Annotated in this window: 11 protein-coding genes and 1 pseudogene; 11 read left to right on the top strand and 1 reads right to left on the bottom strand. The window is 38.3% G+C overall.

The features are described 5' to 3' along the window. Positions 1 to 1,455: a carbohydrate binding domain-containing protein gene (locus K6V30_RS14295; protein WP_010537537.1), complete on the bottom strand. Its 1,455-nt coding sequence runs from the start codon at positions 1,453 to 1,455 to the stop codon at positions 1 to 3. Between the two features lie 345 nt (positions 1,456 to 1,800). Between K6V30_RS14295 and K6V30_RS14300 the strand changes: the two are divergent. From K6V30_RS14300 to K6V30_RS14350, 11 genes and pseudogenes are all read left to right on the top strand, one after another. Next, positions 1,801 to 5,845 (top strand): annotated as a pseudogene (locus K6V30_RS14300) (hybrid sensor histidine kinase/response regulator transcription factor). A 273-nt stretch (positions 5,846 to 6,118) separates the two neighbouring features. Next, positions 6,119 to 9,049, top strand: coding sequence for a SusC/RagA family TonB-linked outer membrane protein (locus K6V30_RS14305; protein ID WP_022301466.1), 2,931 nt, complete (start codon positions 6,119 to 6,121; stop codon positions 9,047 to 9,049). Positions 9,050 to 9,082: 33 nt separating this feature from the next. Further along, positions 9,083 to 10,621, top strand: a complete 1,539-nt coding sequence (locus tag K6V30_RS14310; RefSeq protein WP_055269238.1) for a RagB/SusD family nutrient uptake outer membrane protein — start codon at positions 9,083 to 9,085, stop codon at positions 10,619 to 10,621. 13 nt (positions 10,622 to 10,634) lie between these two features. Then, positions 10,635 to 11,429 (top strand): hypothetical protein, encoded by a 795-nt coding sequence (locus K6V30_RS14315; RefSeq protein WP_029425480.1) that lies wholly within the window; start codon positions 10,635 to 10,637, stop codon positions 11,427 to 11,429. Next, a complete protein-coding gene (locus K6V30_RS14320; RefSeq protein WP_029425481.1) occupies positions 11,413 to 12,447 on the top strand; it encodes a DUF5007 domain-containing protein in 1,035 nt (344 codons plus the stop codon). Before K6V30_RS14315 ends, K6V30_RS14320 begins: the two co-directional genes overlap by 17 nt. Before the next feature lie 23 nt (positions 12,448 to 12,470). Then, positions 12,471 to 15,641, top strand: coding sequence for a SusC/RagA family TonB-linked outer membrane protein (locus K6V30_RS14325; protein WP_010537543.1), 3,171 nt, complete (start codon positions 12,471 to 12,473; stop codon positions 15,639 to 15,641). A gap of 24 nt (positions 15,642 to 15,665) precedes the next feature. Further along, entirely contained in the window at positions 15,666 to 17,177 is a 1,512-nt protein-coding gene (locus K6V30_RS14330) for a RagB/SusD family nutrient uptake outer membrane protein (RefSeq protein WP_029425482.1), read from the top strand. A 26-nt stretch (positions 17,178 to 17,203) separates the two neighbouring features. Continuing rightward, positions 17,204 to 17,926 carry a fasciclin domain-containing protein gene (locus K6V30_RS14335; protein WP_010537545.1) on the top strand — a complete coding sequence of 241 codons (723 nt, stop codon included), beginning with the start codon at positions 17,204 to 17,206 and terminating at the stop codon, positions 17,924 to 17,926. Between the two features lie 20 nt (positions 17,927 to 17,946). Further along, on the top strand, positions 17,947 to 19,632 hold the full coding sequence (locus K6V30_RS14340) for a DUF5124 domain-containing protein (RefSeq protein ID WP_010537546.1): 1,686 nt from the start codon (positions 17,947 to 17,949) through the stop codon (positions 19,630 to 19,632). Between the two features lie 16 nt (positions 19,633 to 19,648). Further along, positions 19,649 to 21,478 carry a LamG-like jellyroll fold domain-containing protein gene (locus K6V30_RS14345; protein WP_224207154.1) on the top strand — a complete coding sequence of 610 codons (1,830 nt, stop codon included), beginning with the start codon at positions 19,649 to 19,651 and terminating at the stop codon, positions 21,476 to 21,478. 13 nt (positions 21,479 to 21,491) lie between these two features. Continuing rightward, a complete protein-coding gene (locus tag K6V30_RS14350; RefSeq protein ID WP_055269201.1) occupies positions 21,492 to 23,612 on the top strand; it encodes a M60 family peptidase N-terminal accessory domain-containing protein in 2,121 nt (706 codons plus the stop codon).

Consider the following 23,612-nt stretch of genomic DNA (forward strand, 5'->3'; position numbering starts at 1 on the left):
TTAGTCCTTTATGTTAATAAAGATTTCGGGTTGTGCAGGGGCATAAGCACCAGATTCGTCAATTGTGAAGTATTCTACATCAGCGGTATTTTCTACAAAACCGAATTTAGGTGAATAAGTACATGATACACCTGTTAGTTTGGCATTATCTACACGGATGGCACCTATATCGTTTCCCCATCCTCCACGTCCTACAGTGAAAGATACGCGTATTTGCTTACAGTTGGCAGAGGTGGTATAATCCATTGAATAGGTTTCCCAATCCTTACTGGCTATTTCAGTAATGGCTTTCTTCTCCGGATCTTGGATTTCTTCAATTATCATTTTTCCGGTAAGTTTGCCTTCTTTTTCTGCAATACCACCTTTCAGAAGGGCTGATAGTGTATAAGTTTCGTTGGGAGCAACGTCTATAACCTGGCTTAGAATTCCGTCGCTCCAGCCTGTGGCCCATTTGTAAGGTCTGATTTCAAAAACATGGTTGTTTATATCTTGATTATTATCTATTTCTTCCGGGATAATTTGTTGCTCCGAGTTCCATCGATCGCTGATAACGATATCCCATCCTTCGATACGAGTCGCCAATTTTGTATCAGGATTTACATCAAATTCTCCTTCGAAATCAGGATTCTTTAAAAGATTCTCTACTGGTTCGCCCACTCCCTTTGCGAAATTTGTTTGAGGTGCATAATCGATGATACGTACGGAATCTACGGGAATCCCATCTCTATATATAAAGGCCCGGTTATCAGGCGTTATAGCAAAGCGATATGTATGTGCTTGTCCATCATTGTTGTAGAATTTACCTTTTCCTCCTTCTTTACTACTAGTGGCTGGATTAGAAATTTCTTTTTGATAGGTATTATATAATCCAATAGCGTTGGCAGTGATATATGCTTTGAAACCGTGGCCTTTTTCTGTTACGAAATAAGGATAAAAACATTTTTCTGAATCGTCTGTCTTTACTCTGAACTCAATCGTGAATCCTTTAGTTCCGGGAGTAAAAGCCTTTGTGTATTCCATGTCATTTCCTCCTTTGTATACAGGAGAAGATGCAATATCTTTCACCGGAAGCGCTGTTCCATACCCTTTTACTTTTACATAAGAACGGATATCTCCACTTCTTAATACGATTTTCCCTTCTGTTAGTGTCTTGGTACTATTTAAAGTCACTGTAACTTTATGTTTTCCTGTATTGGCCGGTATCATAACTGGTGATACCGTAAATCCATGCGGAGCAGTGATTTTAATATCTTTTCCAGGTAGAGCTTCAGAACTGACAATGAACGATACAGATTTATTAGTTCCATTAATCATTAGTAATGGAAGATGATCGTCTGTTGGTGCTTGTACGGCCTCTTTTGGGTCATCTTTGGGAAGAGTTGCATTAGCATCTGCTACATTGCCGGCTAGCAATACTGCTGACATGAACATGATTTTTACATATTTCTTTTTCATACTACAGAAATGTTATATAAATTAATTGTTTAATAGTCGAGTTAATAATCAACTTCTATTTTTAAATATTTTAATGACTAAATCTTGTTCAAAATATATGTCGATTATCATTTGATTGCAAATTTGCGGAAACATATTTAAATAGGAGTACTATAATGATTCAAATGCGTTTAAAATTGAATTATCTATTCGTGGAAGAATAAAAATCATTCAGAAAGGTTCAAAAATCGACCATATGTATTTTTTCTAAGTTGTATTTAGTATATTTTAAGAGTTTTATGCCTATGCAATTGTTAGTTTATTCTAATATTGCATATAAAATACATCTATATATTCAAAGCTGCTATGAAACATAAAATAAAACTTTATATAATACTTTTTTTTATTCAGACACTTTCCTGTGCTTTTGCACAACAAATGTCGGTAACCACTCTTCCTTTAAATAATTATCTGCCTTCTAGTACTATTTTGCGGGTACATTGCGATCGTGAAGGTTTTTTGTGGTTAGGAACAAAAGACGGGTTGTGTCGTTATGATGGCTATCGGATACTTGTTTTTCGTTCAGGATTAAAGACTCCGGACCTTTTAACAAATAATGAAATAACCTGTATCACAGAGAACCGGAATGGTTATCTATTTATAGGTACTAAAAAGGGAATCAATATTCTGAATAAGAGGACTTACCAGATAACTCCGGTTGAACACAGCGATTTAAAGGATCAAGAAATTAGAACGATGATTGTAGACAGTGAGGGATGGGTTTGGGTCGGAACCTTAACATCTGTATTTCGTTGTTCTGCAGACTTTTCTTCTTGTAAAAGGTATGATTCTTCTCTGCCTGTGACTAGTGTGAATTCTATATGAAGATGCTGATAAGAATATTTGGGTGACTTTATGGGAAAGGGGATTGCATCGATATGATTCGAAGAAAGATATATTTATGGCAATGCCTCAGATAGGAACTTTGAATAACCCCTTCAAGGTTTTTCAAGATGATAAAAAACAGCATTGGATATTAACTTGGGACAGTGGGATTTTTTTATTTTATCCGGAAGAAAAGCAAGAATTGATGTATAGCCATGTGAACATAGAGAGTGATGAGCATTGGGATGAAAGTGGCTGTTTTAGTATCGCTCAGGATGATAAGTATGGTTATATATGGATTGTATCGACTCAAGGTCTTTATGCACTTCAAAAGCGTCCGGGTAGTGTGATAAATAGTGTCGATATATCTCATATATCTTCTAAATTGAATAATATTTTTAGTGAGATAGTGAAGGATAAGTCTGGCAATTTATGGATTGCAGCTTTTAACGAAGGGCTATCTATGATTGATTTAAATAGACCTTTAATACAAAATTATTCCTTTCCTTCTATTCGTGAGAAAACAGGTTTTGTGACGAATATAAAAAATATCTATGAAGATAAAGATGGTGATTTATGGATCGATCAGAATCGATGGGGCGTAGGAATCTTTATTCCGAAATCAAACAAGCTTTTATTCTGTACAGATATTCCTTCTCTGAAGAATATAAACAACTTGAAAAATATAAGTTGCATCACTTCTGTTTCATCGATTGATGAAATATGGTTAGGTTCTGAATATTATTCGGAAATATGTAGATTGAAGAAAAATAAAGATAGGATAGAATTCTTAGGAACCTTGAAGTTAAGTGATTTTGTAGAAAATCCCGGATTTCCACGTTTCTTTTATGAGGATAGTAAGCATAATCTTTGGGTAGTAACCACTAAAAAAATACTGGTTAAACCGGCAGATGAAAAACAACTTCAGGATACTAATTTCCCACTTATGGATATAACGGGCATTAAGGAAGGTAAAGATGGCACCTTATGGATTAGTACAAGAAAACAAGGGGTATATAATGTTATTGTTTCTCCAGGTTTAACCTTTGAAGAGAAGAAAATAAGAAACTTGACAGCTCAGACAGATGGATTAATCAATGATAATATAGGAGCTATTTGTGTAGATGATAGTGGTTTGGTATGGATGGGAAGTCAAGAGGGAGATGTTTTTACTTATGATCCTCAAACGAAAAAGGTGGAAAATTTATCCAATATGTTTGATATGCTTGAAGAAGGCATTTATAATATTATAATGGACCAATTAGGACATATTTGGATTTCTACCAATAAACGGGTAGTTGAATACGATCCTAAAAATGGTGGCATTATGGACTATTCAACCATGGGTGATGTAACGGTAAATTCTTTTATGCCTAATTCTTATTTTAAAAGTAGTTCTGGGAAAATACTATATGGAGGTAATAGAGGCATTTCGGTATTTACTCCATATGAGCATTTATCTGACGAACCACGCAGAATAAAAACGATGGTGGCTGATGTGAAAATAGATGGTACTTCTAGTCTTTTGGAGAAAAATAATCAGCGTTTCAACTTGAGAAGTCAAACGATATCATTAGAGGCAGGAGATAAGAATATTGAGATAGACTTTTCCTCTTTGAATTATGCATTTCCAGATAAGATTAAATATGCATATAAAATGGATGGAGTTGATGACGATTGGGTATACGTCAGGGGAGATCGTCAATTTGCTTTTTATAATCAATTGCCTAAGGGTAAACGTACCTTTTATTTAAAGACGACCGATGTAAATGGGCTGTGGAGTAATTATGTGGCAGAGGTACAGGTTTTTAAGCAACCGGCATTTTATGAGACCTTGTGGGCTTATGTATCTTATGTTATATTTGTACTTTTATGTCTGTATCTCTTTTATCGAAGAATGAAGAGACGTATGCAATTACGTCATGAACTAAGAATAGCACAGATTGATAAAGAGAAATCTGAAGAGCTGGTTCAAACCAAATTGCGTTATTTCACAAATATCTCACACGATTTATTGACCCCACTTACGATTATAACTTGCTTGATTGATGATGCGGAAATGACGAGTAATAACCGGATCTCACAATTAAGTATGATTCGTTCTAACGTAAATAAGTTGCGGCGCTTATTACAGCAGATTCTTGATTTCCGTAAAGTGGAAAGTGGAAATATGAAATTAGCTGTATCAAAAGGTGATGTTATATCATTTGTGGATGATGTATGTAGAGTTAATTTTGCTCCGTTAATGAGGAAGAAAAATCAGACTTTTACATTTATGGCTAAAGATAAGCATCTGACAGGCTATTTTGATAGAGACAAGTTAGATAAGATAGTGTCTAATCTATTATCCAACGCCTGTAAATATACGAAAGATGGCGGAGATATAAAATTGCTTATGGAACTCCTTTTCGAATTTGGGCATCGTCAGTTACGGATACAGGTAATTGATACCGGAGAAGGTATTGCTCCTGCTGATTTAGAGAATATTTTCAAAAGGTTTTATACGGCGAATAACAGGGATGAAAGTGAATCTAATGGGATTGGATTATCATTAACAAAAGATTTAGTGGAGTTGCATCATGGTACTATTGGAGTTGAAAGTGAATTGGGTAAAGGGAGTACTTTTACTGTTGATTTACCTATTGATAAAGATAGTTATGAAGAGTATGAACTGATGGAAGGAGAACTTTCGGCAAATAATGTAAAGGCGGATGTCATTTTGGAGAATGAAGAATTAACAGATTCGGAGACTGTAGAAAATTTGCGAACAGCGGATAATCATTTGCTGTTGGTGGAAGATAATGAGGAACTGTTGTATTTGATGGAAAGAATTTTATCCAGACATTATCATGTGCTCATTGCAAAAGATGGATTGGAAGCTTTAGATATTATAAAAGATAATGAAATAGATATTATTATAAGCGATGTGATGATGCCTGAGATGGACGGTTTGGAATTATGTCGAACTTTGAAATCTAATTTGGAGACTAGTCATATTCCTATAATTCTACTGACAGCTAAAAATACGGCAGAAGATCGCATCGAGTGCTACAATGCGGGAGCAGACGGATATATATCCAAACCATTTGAATTAAAAATATTGGAGGCCCGTATTAATAATTTTATAATGCATAAGAAAAACAAGCAAGAAGAATTTCGTACCAACGTAGAAGTTAATATAGATTCTCTGGAGACTTCTTCTATCGATAAAGAATTTTTGGATAAAGTAATTTCTGTTATAAAATCTAATATGTCAGAAGGGGACTTTGATGTTGTTCAGTTAGCAGATGCTTTAGCCGTGTCTAAGTCTTCTCTTTATAGGAAAATGAAAATAGCAACAGGCCTGTCACCAATTGAGTTTATTCGAAATATAAGGTTAAAACATGGTAGTCAATTATTGAAAGATAGATCGATCTCAGTAGCAGAGGTGGCTTATGAGTGTGGATTTTCTAATCCTAAGTATTTTGCGACCTGTTTTAAAGAAGAATTTGGTGTAACCCCTAAAGAGTATCAAAAAAATTGCTAGGATAAAAAATAAAAATGAATCTAAAGTAGCCAGGTACGCATCTTCCATTAAGATGCGTACTTTTCTATATATCAATAATCTATCCCCTCTGAATGATTTCTGAACCTATATTGAATGATTTTTAAACCTATTATGGTTAATAGTAATTATGGTCCAATTTTGGAAGTTTTTGAATGATTAGAGAACTTCTTTCTACTGGATAACTCGCACTTTTGTAACGCATTTAATGCATAACTAATACTTATGATCTAAATAACTCATAAATCTAATCGTATGGTGATAAATTTACCTAATTTCTCTTTGCAAAAGCCTGTTTGTCGTTTACTTACTGTCATAGGCTTTTTAGGATTCAGCGGGACGATAGCGTCCCAATCAACTATGTCCGAGAATATCGATTCTGTGGGAACTTCCATTAAAAAGAAGTTTTCTTTTAACGAAGGATCTCGTTGGGCTGTTAATAGGAGTATAGGCTCTGCTGGAGGGAATGATACCGTTGATATCAAGAAGCTTCAACGCTCTCAATTTTTATCTGTTCAGCAATTACTGAAAGGAAATGTAACAGGTGTATATGTACAGGAAAATAATGGAGAGCCTGGTACTATCCAAAGTATGCTGGTTCGTGGTTTGTCTTCGCCTGTTTTTTCCAATAAGGATGTATCAGGTGTTCAGCCAACGGTCTATTTGAATGGGATTCCTTTGATGCAGGAGAATAGCTATATATATGATATCAAACAATTTGATATTAATCCGATAGGAGCTGCTGCGAATATGTTGGCTGGATTGGATATATCTTCTATAGAGTCTGTTGAAATCATCAAAGACCCGCTTCAACTTGCCAAATTAGGCCCTTTAGCTGCCAATGGTGCCATCTGGATAACGACCAAAGACGGTTATTATGGTGGGGAGAATGTCTCAATCGGTGTTTCGGCAGGAATGGCCTTTGCTCCGTCTTCGGTTCGTATGACAAATGGATCATACGAAAAGGCATTTCGTCAACGTTTCTATGATGCGTATTCTCTTACACCGGGTAAACAACCCGACTATCTTATGGATACAAGAGATGTACGTTATTTTGGTAAACCGGACTGGGCAGACGATTATTATCAGTCATCACTCTTATATAATGTAAATGCTTCCATCGGTGGTGGTTCAAAAAATGCGAATTATGTATTTACGCTCGCAACGACAAAAGATGCGGGAGTAGCAGACAATACTTCTTATACGAAATATAATATTGGCTTTGCCTTGAATATGGTTCCTTTGGATGGTTTGAATGTTAGTACAATTATTAATGCTGCTAAGATAGACCGTGTCAGGAATCGGAATTTCAGAGACAGGTTTGCTGAGATGGAGTACATGGTTGATTTTTCAACTCCGCTTGCACCTGCCGGCAATTTGTATAATGACTTTTTAATATCCAATGATTTGACCAAAGACGATAATTATAACAATTTACTGAATGGTTTGTTGGCTTTGAGCTATACTAAGCAAAGATTCAATGCTACAGCCAGCATCAAACTTGATTATACAACAAATGTTCGTCGCGCTTTTTGGCCTATGGCTTTGTTGGAGTCCGTCAACTTTGTCTCTAACTATTCTGGATACAATCAACGGATTATAGGTGAAACTTCAGCGAGTTATTGGTTACCTTTAGCTGATATTCATAAGTTGAATATTCAGTGGAATGGCTCTATAATCAGCGATTTGTACCACTATAATTATACTCGTGCCTATGATGGTGATGATGATATGAAGCCGACAACAAGTACCGGGAACTTTAAGCAGTATCGTTATGTTGATCGTTTGGAGAATAGGTGGGTATCGACTTCAATAGCTTTAGATTATAAGTATAAGAATTTGCTTAATGTGGGATTATTGGCAAGGTACGACGGAAATTCTGCTATCCAGTCGGATCACAGATGGATGTTTACACCCGCTGCCTCTGCTGAATGGAATTTGAAGAATCAATTCTTTGCAGGTAGTACAGCATTGTCTGGATTATCATTGCGTGCGTCTTATGCACGAATTGCCAAATCGGTTCAGTCCGACAGGTATGAATTAGGTCCTCAGTACTTGGCAACAAGTATCACATGGAGTGGAGAACCGTTACTCTCCTCAGCTAATGGATTTGCAACAATCACTCGTCCGTATGCATCGGGCTGGGTAGGTTATGATTTAAAGCTTCCCTATTCTGATAAAATGGAGCTTGCTTTGAAAGGTTCTTTTTTCGACAATCGCATTATCGCGGAAATAATTCTGTATAAGAATTATGAAAAGAATTTATTAACATATTTGCCTGTCACTCAAGAAATGGGATATGAGTATAAACTGGCCAGTGGAATGGATATCAGTAATCAGGGATTGGAATTAAATCTTTCAGCATCCATTCTGAAGAACACTCCGTTGAAGTGGGATTTGTCTTTCAATGCAAGTTATAATAAGAACAAACTAGAGAAACTTCCCGAAAACCGGGAGGCAACTGTGATAGGCGACCATAAACTACAAGTAGGTCAGTCAGTTGATGCCTTTTGGGTGTATCAAAATAAAGGCATTTATACAAACGACTCAGAAGTTCCTGTTATGAATGGGAAACCACTGAACATAAATGGAGTTCCTTTTAAAGCAGGAGATCCTGTTTGGACAGACGTTGACGGAAACAATCAGATTAACGACAATGACCGTGTGCTGACCGGACATGCCATTCCACCCTATACAGGAGGATTGACTAATCAGTTTGCTTATAAAGGATTCGATTTCAGCTTCAATCTTTTCTTTGCTTTGGGACATAGTGCTTTAAATCTGCGCGATCAGCAACGTTACGATTTTGCGACTTTGGATAATATTCAGTCCTTGCAGTCTGTTAAAGAGATTTTCTTTTGGCAAAATACTAATCAGCGTGACGATTATCCTATATACAATCCGCAAAGCAGTGTTCATCCTTACCGTGCCGAACAGGACTTGTTCCTTGAAAAGCTGTCTTACCTGAAACTGAGAAATATAACTGTTGGTTACACACTTCCTATAAAGAAAGTTGGTAGTAATATACCTAAAAGTTTGTATTTCTATCTGACAGGATCTAATCTGTTATCTTTCAGTAATTTTTCAGCAGGTGATCCGGAATTAGTAAACTTCAATGGTACCTATGATGGATATTCGCTTCCCATTCCTCGTTCCATTTCTTTGGGACTGAGATTTAAGTTCTAAAAATATCGGAGATGATAAAAAATGAAAAACAATATGAAAAACAATATGAAAAAATTGCGATTAGCTCTTTTCTTCGCACTTGCCTGTCTATTTCTGCAGTCCTGCAATGATTTTTTGGATGTAGATCCCAAACATGCAGCTTCGGAAACCCAACAATGGAAGACCCTTGAAGATACTCGATCAGCATTGATGGGAGTATATGGCTTGACACGCGCAGCCTTAGCCGATAACAATACTCATTGGATATGTGGTGATTTGCGGAAGGGGGATTTTACGGTTTATAAGCGTAGTGACTTACAAGCTGTGTCTGATAATGAATTGAACAAGCCATACGACTTGTTGAAGAAAGTATCTAACTGGAGAAGATTTTATGCTGTTATCAATGCGGCATCTGTTTTTATGGAAAAAGCTCCACGAACTGTCGAACTTGACCGGTCGTATTCTGAACAAAATTTGAAATATGACATTGCTCAAGTACGCGCTTTGAGGGCATTTGCTTATTTTTATATGGTAAGAATTTGGGGAGATGTGCCGTTAGTCACCTATTCTTATGATAACGGAACTTTTCCGTCTATGCCCCGTACAGACGCTCAAACGGTGCTGAGTTATGCTAAGGCAGAACTGTTGACAGCTATAAAGGATTTACCCTATCAATATGGTACTCAAACGAATTTATATTATGGTTCATATGGGGCTCAATGGCAGGGAAAATTGTTCAATAAGTTATCTGCATACTCCGTATTAGCTCACATTTGTGCTTGGCAGGGAAATTATGCAGAAGCAGAGACATATTCTGCATTTATAATAGATCATGCATCTGAGATCAATGCAAAATATACTTCCATTGCCGATTTGACTTCAGAAACAGGGCTGTTTTACTCGAATACAAGTGTAAAAGGTTCAAGAATTTTGGGATTTAATTTTGCTCACAATGATAATGAAGCAACTCAAAGCGGACATCTTGAACAGCTGACTTTAGCTTATCCGTTGGTACAAAAATCGTATCCTGAAATATACATTTCAAAGGACAGCTTATTTTCGATTTTTGCCAATTTCGATGACTTGCGGTTTGGAATCATGGACACCATCAAATATTCATCCTATTATGTTCAGAATTTGAATGAAGAAATTCCGGTGTTCAGTAAAATAAAGATTATTCAGGATGGATCGGCAAAAGACAATGATTTTGGAGTCTTTGGCTCGTCAATTGTTTTCACTCGTCTTGAAGATATCACCTTGCTACGGGCTGAAGCATTATGCGCACTAAACAGAAGCACAGAAGCTGTATCCTACCTGAATATGATCCGAACAAATCGTGGATTGAGAGAAGTATCTTTTAAAAAGGATTTTGGGAATAATCGCGAAAACTTAATTGCCGAGATATTTGAAGAGCGTCGCAGAGAGCTTATGGGAGAAGGCTGGAGGTGGTATGATCTTGTCCGTCGGCAAAAGCTGATGAAAGATAATGAGACATTCTTGCAACTGATCAACAGCGGTGGAATCTACTGGCCGGTATCGGAAGATATCATTACTGCTAATTCACAGATTGAACAAAATGAGTTTTGGAAATAAAAAGAAAACGACAATGAATAAGATACTATTTATTTTATGTCTGACTTCGGCTTCCCTTTGGATGCTGTCTTGTACAGATTACGAAGTGGCTTCATATCCTGAGGAAAATGAAACCGAAGTATTTAATGGAACTGTTTTGGATTATTTGTCCACAGGGAATGAAAGGCTGAATTTGAAATTTGATTCTATGATGGTTCTTGTCAACAATATTCCCGGTTTCATACAACAGATGAAACAGACGGATGTGCAATATACAGTTTTTGCCATACCGGATGCATGTATCCGTTCCTCGTTGGCGCAACTTAACGAGTACCGTAAACAAAAGGAGTTGGGTGAAGCGATTTATTTGAGTGATTTATTAATTGAACCGTTTGTTGTTAAAGATACGGTCGTGAATGTTATAACACCGACTTTAAATGATACGATCATTAACGAATATCATTACGATTATAGAGCTGACCTTGAGCGAATGTTATGCAAGTACATTATTAAAGGTAGTTACGATACCGATAATATTCTTGCCAATGAAGGAAATGCCTCCTTAAATTCTTTGAAGTACAATTATCAAATGAATATAGAATGTTTTCGCAAACCGGCATCCGGATTTGTGGGTGGAGGAGTCAAACAGCTTATTTTCAGTGATATGAAAAACTCTCAGGTAAAAGATAACTGGAACAGAGTTTCTACAGTATGGAATGATGTTTATACAAATAATGGTATCATTCACATCCTTTCTCCACAACACAGTTTCGGTTTTGATGAATTTATTTACGTATTTAATAATTATGGCAATGAATATAAGAAGTAAAAATATTGCGCTGCTGTTTTCCTGCGTATTATTAAGCATGTCGTGTGTCGATAAATATTTGCCGGATAGTTTGGATGCTTTCGACAGAGACGTCAATTTTACTACAAAACTATATCGTCCTCAGCTAGGAAAAAACACTTTGATGTCCGACAACTTTTCATCGGGTAATTCAACGCTTCCTCTTACTTTCGAGATATCACGAATCGTGAGGGCCGATGGAAGCCCTGCACCTGAATTGACGGAATATTTTCCGGTAAAAGTTTGGAAAACTCCATATATGGGTACCGAAAAGTCTATAGAAGAAATAGAAGCTAAAAGAGAAATAGAATATCGTACTCTTTTTCAGGTTAAAAAGCATTCCGGAGAATTTATGATGTGGTCTAATGCCGAATCTTCTTTTGTGCAGTGTGCTCCAAGTGACGGTTATATTTTTGATGTGCTGGTGAAAAACTCGGGAGGATATAAAACTTTTACTGACATGCAGCTTATACCTGTCAGAGAAAGTGATTACGAACCGAGTATATACGATCCGGAAACAGGATTGGTGCAGGGACAGGACTATGTTACACCAAATTCGTTAACCCTTTTTCAAACAGAAAGTGGAGACTATATGTTTCCTGAAGATGTACATATTTATTTTCGTGAGAATCAGGATAATGACGATGATGTAAAAAGTTTGACTTTTCGTTTTTATGGGCCGGATTATACACCGATCTCTCCTTCATCTTTTAATCAGACAGACTGGGCTAATCTGATTCATGGTTTCAATATGGAGAAAACAGATGAATATGTAAAGTACGATGTAGTTTATCCGATGCCATTGGTTGAAATGAAGTCAAAATATACCAATAAAGATGGTAATAGAATAAATGTCAATTTTTTATACGACCGTATTACAGCAAGTGGTTATCGTATGACATCCACTATGTCATTTGAATTTGCGATATACAGGGAAGCTCATTGGGAGATAATAGTTGTATTTACAGCAGGAGCCCCCTTGTTTGAAGATGGAAAATAACTAATTAATACCATGATTCTAATATGAGAAATATATTTAAATATGGCTTGTTGGCTATGGCGATTGCCGTCACCTCGGTTGGTGTTCGGGCTCAGGATATTCCTGTCAGTGGTGTAGTCAAAGATAAAAGCAATAATTCTACATTGCCTTATGCTTCTGTTATTGTTAAAAATGAAAGTGGGAAAACTGTGCCTCAGCTTTCAACCACAACTGACGATAACGGACGATTCTCTACAAAAGTTAAGAGTGGTTACCGACTTGTATTCTCTTTCCTGGCGTTCGACAGTCTTTCGGTCAAAGTTACTAAACCTTCAGAACGCATGCAAATATATCTGAGTCCGACAGAGAATATGCTTGATGAAACAGTTGTAGTCGGATTTAAAAGAGTTAGCAAAGCTGCGGTAACAGCATCGGTTACGGTAATTAAAGCAGAAGACTTGGTCAATACTCCTGTTGCCAATCCGATGGAGTTGCTACAAGGACGTGTTCCCGGATTAAATATTCAGATGAATAATGGTACTCCCGGAGGTCTTCCAAGTTTTTCAATTCGAGGTGTTTCGGATATTTCCGTTCAATCTTCCGGTGATGGTGAGTTTATGATGGGGCTGACTCCTCCTTTGTTTGTTGTTGACGGTATACCGCAGGAAGACGTAACGGGCTATGATGCAGCTGGTTTGCTGTCAGGTGCAACAGTTAGTCCGTTGGCTATGATTCCACTTGAAGATATTGCGAATATCCAAGTATTGAAAGATGCAGCTGCAACTTCCCTGTATGGTTCAAAAGGTGCTTACGGAGTAATTCTTATAGAGACTAAAAGAGGAGAAACAGCCAAACCGAAAGTTTCTTATTCGGCTAACTTTGTAGTGAAAACACCACCGAGGTTGAGAGATGTACTTGCAGGCGGGGCGGAGAGAGCGCTCAGAATTATGCAAATTTTGGGAAATGATACATCCGCCTATCACGGATATAATGAAATCCATAAATTGCAGGCACTGTCAGACAGCTTGAATCCTTATTACAATAATAATACGGATTGGCAAGGTGTCTTTTATCAGACGACTTACAATCAAACTCATAATCTTAGTTTCTCTGGTAAACCCAATGAGAAATTTGACTATAAGATCAATGCAAACTATTATACGGAAAAAGGAATTGTGAAAAACACGGACTTTAACCGATACGGTATCAGGGCAGCAGTAGGATATAAGCCTAATGATAGATTTCATTTGGATCTAAACCTTGCCACTACATTAACCCGAAATAGTAATGGTAGCGGAAATGCCTTCTCACAATCCGGTGTAGCCGCAGGTTCGGCAGCTTCTTCCTTGTTGCCTCCACCGTCTATGTATACAGCTTCCAATTCTGCATTGTCTGTTTTTTCCGTCCAGGCAGATAATCAGAATGTAGTATATGACGCAAGTATGAATATCATGTATCTGTTGCCATTTGATATAAGATGGAGAAGTACTTTAGGATATAAATACGGAACTGTCGAGAATGAGAAATTTACACCGGGTATTTTGAATGCCAATAGGGCTGTTTGGAATAACGGTAGTGAATATAGTTATAATATGTATGTTCGTTCATTGTTGTCAAGAGCAGTAAATTTGGGAATTGTGAATTTTGATTTACAGGGAGGTTTTGAACTTTCATCCGAAAAATATAGCGGTAACTTTATTACGCTGAATGGATTGGCAAGTGACCATATATGGTCATCCGGTATGCCGTCCATGGCTGGGGGAAGGTCGAATCTTTCAGATAAAAAGAATACGTTTGCACTTATTATAGATCCTCGACTCTCGCTACCTGGTGGGAAGTACGTATTCACTCCCAATATTCGTCCTGAAATAAATTCATCTTATGGGTCGCAGGCGAAATGGGCAATAAATCCTTCATTGGGATTTCGCTGGAACTTCAGCCGTGAATCTTTTGCTAAAAAATGGAAGTTTCTGGATGCCGGAGCTCTTCGTGTAACTTGGGGACGTAGTACTACTTATAAAGCTAGTATTTATGATATATGGGGAAGTTACAATCTGAGTAAAGATACTTACAACGGAGTTTCTATTATTCCAATTGATAAAAACGCTATGCCGAATCCGGATTTGAAGCCGATAACGTCAACATCATGGAATTTTGGGACAGACTTATCATTCCTTAATAATAAAATTATGTTCGTTGCCGAGGCGTATTATAAACAAATAGACAATCAGCTAAGTTCGATAGAGTTGGCTAACCACAATGCTTTTAATTCCGTAAGAAGTACGAAAACGAGTCTGGTTAACTATGGATTGGAGTTTTCGTTGAACGTCCGTCCGTTATCAAGGCAAAGCAATTGGGATTTGAATGTGGCAACTTCACTGGCAATTAATAAAGACGTGATCGCAAAGCTGCCTAACGAGGTGCGGCAGATTATTAACAGTGATGCGGAAGTGGTGAATAAATTAGGTTCTAACGCGATGGGTAATTATCTTTATGTGTATAAAGGTGTATATGCGACTGACGAAGACGTCCCTGTTAATCCGCTGACCGGAGAACGCTTGCGGATGGGAGGGAATACTTCTACTCAAGCATACTTTAAGGCGGGAGACCCTATTTGGGTGGATGTAAATGGTGATTATATCATCGATGAAAAAGACAAGGTGATTGTAGGTAATTCACAGCCGAGGATGACCGGTGGTATCAGTATCAATCTTCGCTATAAAGCGTTTTCTATCAACACTAACTGCTCGTTTACGTTGAGACGTGATATTATCAACAAGGCTTTGGCAGACCGTTTTAGGGCTTATGGAACACCTGTAGCAGGTAAGGTGGACCTTACGGGTAGGGGAGCTTTAACACCTATTGAAGCCTATAATTTCTGGACAGAAGATAATATCTATGCCCAATATCCTAATCCGTTTGATTATACCCGTTCAAGTATTATTCAGCCTTTCAGGTACGACCAGACACTGTTTATGGAAGATGGCTCTTATTTTAAAATTAACGGTATATCTGTGGCTTATACTATTCCAAAGAAAATGCTGGATTTTTTTAGGATCAGCCGATGTCAGCTTAATTTTAGTATGAACAATATTTATACTTTCTCCAAATATTCAGGCATCAATCCCGAAAATGTAAACAATTTGGGATATGACACATCCGGTGGTTATCCCAACGGTCGTACTGTGACATTTGGTGTCTCAATGGATTTTTAGATGAACGATTAAATATAGAAGAATATGAAAAATATAGTTTTAATAATGACTTTGATAGTATCTTGCCTGTTTGCCGGTTGTGATTCGCTTGCAAATAAGAGTGAAGACAAACTATCGGGTGATGATTTTTGGGCGCAGGGAAATGAGACGAATGCGGAAGCATTTTTGTTGAGCATATACAATTCGTTTCGGAATGCAACAATGTCACAACGTCCTTTCCTCACGTATAGCGGAGATATGCGGTGCGCTCCAATAACAGCCTACAGCACTTGGGATAAATATGTAGCTTATTTAGCTAACAACGATATGGGTGAATTGCGTAATACGTATCCCGATGATGCTAATGGCGGTTTAATTATGCAATGGGATGTGTTTTATACTGCCATACAGGATGCCAATATTCTGCTTGCTGAAATAGACAAAGTGCCCGGCATGGATGAATTGAAACGGAGTCGTTTTAAGGCAGAAGCTATTTTCATGCGTAGCTTGTCTTATTTTTTCATCGTAAGGGCCTTTGGAGATGTGCCTTATTATACAAATGCCTATAATGAAGCTCCCTTGCCAAGAACCAATATGGTTATAGTTTTGCAAAATTGCCTTGCCGACTTACAACCTTTGCTTGACGATGATCCGGGAGCGGAAGTACTACCATGGTCATATTCATCTTATTCGAGCAAAGGGATTAGAGCCTCCAGAGGTTCTGTTATTGCGCTAATGATGCATATAAACTTGTGGCTTGTACAGTTTGATGCACAAAATAAAGAGCAATATTATAGGAATGTTGTTTCGTTAGGCGAGGAACTGGAACGTAACAATGGAGCTTATTCACTGCTTGATATAAATAGAAGTTCCGTCATCTTTGCTGGAGGGTCAGACGAAGGTTTGTTTGAGATTGCACAAAATATAAATTTCAATGAGATATTTATGATGAATGCAAAGTTTTCTGATAATGTTTCCTATTCTTGTTTGAATAAGTCAATGCCGCTATTCTGTTATTCAGGAGATTATCTTATGACGCTGTTCCCTATGTATGAAGACGATGCGAGGAAGGAACTATGGTTTGACGAAAAGATATATTCTACTTCGGTTTCAAGTTCTGCTCCTAAGGAAATCAAGAAGTTTTGGAATATTGATACTTATGGAAACGGAACAATTACGTCCAACTCCGGCAATCAAATAGTATTCCGTTATGCAGGTGCACTTTTGTTGTATGCTGAAGCTCTTGCCGCTTTGGGGACTAACGATACAAAAGCCTGCGAATTACTCAACCGGGTCCGCAATAGGGCACATGCTTCCGAAATTAATACCTCGGGTAGTGAACTGATGGATGCTATTTTCTGGGAACGCTGCAGAGAGCTTATCGGTGAAGGACATTACTATTATGATTTGGTTCGTACAGGAAAGGTGTATAACAGAAACTATTGCATGAATCCGATGACGCGTACTAATTTCAATGTGGGGGCATGGACATGGCCTATTCATCGTAATGCGTTGAAGAACAATACACTGATTGGATTGAATTTATTTTGGGAGTAACTCTGATAAACTTAAAATGTATAGATATGAAAAATAATATCAAATTATGGAAGAAAATTGTCGGATGCTGCCTGTTGGCAGTACTCATGTACAATTGTGCCGATGATAGTTATTTAATTGATGGTGGAAAAGCGAACCCTTATTATAATGGGAATATGATGCAATATTTGGAATCAAGACCTGATTATTTTAAAGATTTGGTGGAAGTCATCCGGCTGTCCGGTATGGAAGATGTTTTTGAAAACGAAGAAATTACCTTTTTTGCACCTACTGATTGGTCAATCCGTGGTAGTTTTAATTATCTGAACCGTGTTTGGTATCGTATGGGCCATGACAGCATTAAGAGTTTTAATCAGATAAAACCGGAAGTCTGGCGTGAAATGCTGTCTATGTACATCGTAAAAGATAAATATTTGCTGAAAGATATTCCTCAAATTGATACGACTGCCATAGCAGCTTATCCGGGACAGGCATTTCTATCTTATGGTCAGCAGCCTATGAATATGGGCGTTGTTTATTATGATGCAAACAATGTGAAATATGCCGGTGCAAGACAAATCATATACTCTTATGTCTATGATTTCACTATAGGAGATATGAAAAACGCTTATGTAGCAACATCTGATATACAACCGACCAACGGAGTGGTACATGTACTCAGGTTAACCGATCATGCATTTGGTTTTGAACCATATCTTTTCGCTACCAAAGCTATAAATGCAACAATAGAAACAGAACCGGATAATTAACTATAAATAAAGATAGTACAATGAAACATATTACCATTTATTCGTTAATGATTGTTTGCTCCGTATTCACTTCGTTATTGGCAACATCCTGTAACAGTGATCTGAACAGCAATATTAAAGATGATCCGTACAGTGGAGGAAAAGCTCCGCTCGGAATCGGTTTGCTGGCTGAATCTCCTTCTCCGGAAAGTGCTTATCCCAATGATACGGTTGTATTCAAAGCAAAAGGGATGTTGAACTGGTGTGATCCGCAATCAGGACGTTACGATTTCAAGTTCTATATTTCTGATGAAGAAACCAAAATTGTAACTGCTACCGACACGACAATCACCGTGAAAGTACCTGGAAATCTTAGTTCGGGTACGGCTTATATTGTATTGAAAGAACAGGTTTTCTATGGACCTCGTCTCACTGTATTAGGAAATATTAAAATAGATCACTCATATGGCTTTAAAGGCACTTCGGGGCCTATTTACGATTGTGCGGAGCACTATTCAAAAGCACGGGTATATTATCCTGTTGGTGACTATATGCAGGCCTACTACAATGAAAATCGTTCGCAGAGTTTTTCTTGTATATCTATGGTTTTGACAGACGGCTCTGTATCGGGAAAATGGGTAACTGACTTCAAACTTGATCCTGGTCAGGGAGCCGGCATTGATCTGGCCAATCCGGGAGTGACAGATATTGAATGTTACCTTAATTCATTTACTTATTTTCCTAGTGACCACAGGGTTCTTCTGTCGGGTAAATTTTCAGAATACGGCTGGGATAAGTTGCCGGTCAATAACATCACGATAGCTACTAATGAAGTAGCCTCGTATTATAAAACTGTGGCGCTGCCTTCGAAAAAGAATAATACAAGCATAAATTGTAAGATACCGGTCTTCAACGGGGGAACCCTTGAAGCGCCTGTACGTACATTTATAACTTCCAATGAGAAGGTAGTAGCAGTAGGAAATATTACTAACTACTGTCGTATTAATACCGAAAAATCCTATGCTGAAAGTATGGTTTTGGATTATTCGAAGGTTGCAAGTGTGTTGCGTATGTCAAGGACTGGAGAACTTGATGATAACTATCGCAGGGATGCAGAAGGAGTTGTCGGACAGATTTTGGATGCTTGTATGGTCGAGAATGACGGTATTGTCATAGTAGGGACATTCAGCAGTTTCGATGGACAGCCTGTGAAGAACATCGTGAAGTTGAATGCCGAAGGTACCCTTGATGAAACTTTTATGAGAAACATCGGTACGGGCGCAAATGGAAGTATTACTAAAATCCGGTACAATAAAAACAAAAAGAAAATCCTTATAACTGGGGAGTTTTCTGAGTTCAACGGTATTCCTGCACAGAGTGTAGTTATGTTGAATGATGATGGCACACGTGATGAAATTTTCAAAATCGGAAAAATGGAAGGAGGATTGGCCAATTTTGCCTGTCTGCTTGATAATGATAATATTGTTGTTTCAGGTGCGTTTACGAAATACGATGGTGTGACTCGCCGTGGTTTCCTTATATTGGGTCGTGATGGAAAGGCGCTGCAACAATTTAATGTACCGGGCATCTTCCAGGGTGAACTCTACAAAGTAATTGAAACTCGTACTTCGACCAATTCAAACGGATTGCTGCTGCTTGGTGATTTCAGCCGTTTTGATGGTAATATGGTTCGCAATGCGATGATGATAGAAGTTGATTATGAATAACTTATTATGAAATACAATGGAAAAGTTGATAAAAAATATAATGCTTTGCCTGTTTGCTGTATTTGCATTCTCGTGCAATGAGGAGATGGAACGGCTTTTGACTGATGATTATCCGGAGTCGGGTACTGAATATACTACGGGACACGTATTGATGGTGGTTATCGACGGTGCATCCGGAATAGCCGTTAATGAGGCGTACAATACACGAAAGGCTCCAGTTATCCGCTCCATGACGGATAGATCTTTGTTTACTTTTTACGGACTTGCCGACAATGAAGAAGGGGTAAGTAAAGAACGTGGATGGGCAAATTTGCTGACCGGAACAACAAAAAACGGGCTTGATGTCAATCAAGGAATTGACGAACTCGAAACGCCTTCTTTTCTTCAACGATTGAAAGAGGCGGATGAAAATCTGAAAGTCAGCTTTTATTCTTCTGATACGGAGTTTTTCGGAGCTTTCGGGAGTGTTGCCGATACTAAAAGAAAGACTTCGGCCGACAGTGAAACCGCTGATGCTCTTATTACTGAAATCAATGGTGAAACAATCTCGGATATCGTAGTTGCACAGTTCGGCGGTGTTCAACAGATTGGTGAGCAATATGGATTCTGGAGCAATGAGACAACCCCTACTAATGAGGTTATTGATGCAATCTATGATGTAGATGCTTTCATCGGTAAAATAATGAAAGCACTTGAAGCGCGTCCGCGTTACGTTCAGGAAAACTGGCTTGTAGTTATTACATCTTCCTATGGTGGTGTTTATGAAGGTAATGTAACTCCGGCATCATTGTATGATGATCCGCGTCTCAATTCTTTCATGATGCTCTATAACAGTCGGTTTGCATCCAAATTGTTGCAAAGGCCGGGCTCGGATGAACTACAATACAAATTCTATAGTCCTTATTTCGTCGGTCCCGGACAAAAAGCGACAACAAATGCCGTTATGACTGGAAATACCGAGTTTTTTAATATGGGTAAACGATGGAGTTCCAATCCAGATGAAGAGGTGGATAAAAGTGGATATACCATTCAGTTTAAAATGTTTGATAAGCACGGCGACCCCTGGGGTAATAGAAATATAATATCGAAAAGATATCAAAAAGCAGGTACAGGCTGGCAGCTAATGTTTTCTAATAATACTCAAGTCGAATTTGCAGCAAATTTTAAAGAGGGTTCTTCGGTTTTCCGCTTACCATCTACGAGACGTGACGGATCATGGCATTCTTATACGCTAGTTATAAAAGAGGTTGATGATACCCAGAAAGGTGACTCCATCTTATTTTATCTTGACGGTAAGTATCAGATGGGATGTAAGATAGACGGCAGTAAAGATATGTGGACAGATGCGCCTCTTGCCATCGGACATACGTTTTCTCCGGACAGACCTAGTCAGGCAAATCTATATATAAACGATCTCCAGTTTTACAATGTTGCTCTACCTGCTGATATTATTGCGGAGTATCATTGTACTACAAAACTGGACCTTTTGGGTGAATTATATCCGTATTGGAATAATCTGGTGGGTTATTACCCCAACGATCGCGAAGATGATATCGGATTATCTTATTTGGAAGATTATTCGAAATATACATCAAAAGATAAAAGATTATACTTCAATAAACCGGTTGGTACGTTTACGCCTACCGATGATTATGTAACGCGCAGGCAGGAGAGTATTGTAACGGATAAGGTATGCCCACTTATAGACGATTCCTACTATAAAACGGTTCTTAATACAGTCGATTTATCCTATCAGATTTTTCAATGGTTTGGAGAGCCGGTTGATTCTTCCTGGAATTTCGATGGTGAAGGCTGGGCATTAGATTACGTTTCTTTAAATAATTAAATTAGAATGCAATATGAAATGCTTTAATAAACTAAAAGCCGATTATGCAGTTTTGCTGTCATTCATTTCCTGTATGTTTTTTATGGGAAGCTGCAACATTGCTTATCAATATGATATCGAAAGCGGGACAGAAGATGATACCGCCGATTCTACCAATGTAACCATAGTAACAGGTGAAGGAATCGATGTCAGTATGTATGAAAGTGCCCGTGTTTTTCCGGGTTTGGTAGATACTTTAGTCGATAATACTGTCAATACACTGCTTGCGCTTGATTTAAGCAAGAGATACATTCCTGCATACGATCTTGACGTGCAACAAGTTCCTCGTCCGATATACAGTACCGGGCTTTATGCCGGAGCAGGTGAACTGATTACCATAACCATTAATGACAACACTATGGGGTTGACGGTTATCATCGGTTCTCATTTAGACGATTTGACGGATATTTCTCCCTACTTGCGTTTGCCGGTAGTTACTACTTCGAAGCAACTGTTCCCGGGAAAAAACACGATTCGTAATCCTTTGGGAGGTATGATATGGATCGAAAAAAGCAAGGATGTGAATGGCAGTGCGGATTTTGTAATGGAGATTAACGGGGCTTATCGTTCGCCTGATTTTATTGTCGGTTCTACTGATGTAACAGCGTGGGTTGAGCAGCTGCGTACAACGACTGTACCGTGGCTCGAGTTGCGTGGCCGGCATGTCGCTTTTTCCGTTCAGCGTGAACGATTATTGGATATGATAAATGATGATCCTTCTATAGCTGAAAAGATGCCGAACACACTGGAAGCATGGGACAATGCTGTCGAGACCTATTATTATAACTATTACAGTTTGCAGGTTGGGGCACAGGATTTTTCAATGCGTGCTCCCGATTTTCCTGAGCGTGTGGTGCTGGATGTGGAGTTGTTGGACAATCTGTATATTCGTAATGCCGATTATGGTGTAGTGGCATTGAATACAAATTATCTGTTGAATGAGCTGGCTAGCTATCAAACGTTGAAATCCGGTAATTCTATTGCTATTTTTAATGCGTTATATAGAAATTATTCTTTCAGAGATATAAAATCACCATGGTGGAGCGAAGTATCTGATGCAGTAAAAGCAATTCCCCTATATCGCATGGCTGAGAAAGGGTTAAGAGAGGATGGGTATCCGATGGGGCCGATTTTCCCGGAAGAAGGCAGCAGCATTGCGGAGCAATTCCCTAAAGCATTGGCATATGCAGATACCGATAGTAGCCGCTGGTTTGTATCTGATATAAAGTCGGAAGTACGGCCGACATACGCATTGGCAAGCCTTGTCCAATTAGCTAACTACAAAAATGATGATTGGGCCTTTTATATAGAGTTGAACCGTATGATTAAAGATAAAATTTCCGTAGATCATTCTACTTCTACCTATTTCTTTAAGGCTTTATGTGACTATTTTAAGGAAGATTTTTCACCATTCTTTGAGCATTGGGGCTATTCGCTGACAGACGAAGCCCGTGGTTATGCATCGAAATATCCGCTGATGGATAAAGCAATATGGAAATACTCGCCTCTGGCAGAAAATCCATCAAGTGGTGTGGTTGATTTCCCAAGTAACGGATATCACTACCGTCATAATCGGACTGACTGGGAGATTTATGCACTGGATGCAAACGGAAGCGATAACTTTAATTCCGGGCAGTCGCCGGACCGATTGCTGGACAGCGACAAATCAACAGGATGGACTTCATATTACAACAATGATACAAGTACTCCGCCACTTCCGTATTATTTGTTTATTGATATGAAAGAGACGACAGATGTGAATGGTGTATTTCTGACAGGCAACAATTCTGACTTGGCAGCAACTAAGCTGATTATTGAGACTCCGGTAAATCAGGGAGAAATAATTGAGAACCCACTTGATGATAACATAGCTTGGAGGGAGATTATGCAGGTAGACTCCATTGCATATCCCGAACTGCCATATACTAAAAATGAAGGTTTCTATGATTTTCCATCGAAAGAACAAGTGAGGTACCTGCGTATTAAACTTCCTGATCCTAATCGCAATGATAACTGGAATGAAACGGACATGTCTCGCTTCAAGTTCAGACAGCATTCGTTTACCGAGTTTGGGACATTTTATTATAAACCGTAA

The organism is Bacteroides faecis, assembly GCF_020091505.1.
Classification (GTDB): domain Bacteria; phylum Bacteroidota; class Bacteroidia; order Bacteroidales; family Bacteroidaceae; genus Bacteroides; species Bacteroides faecis.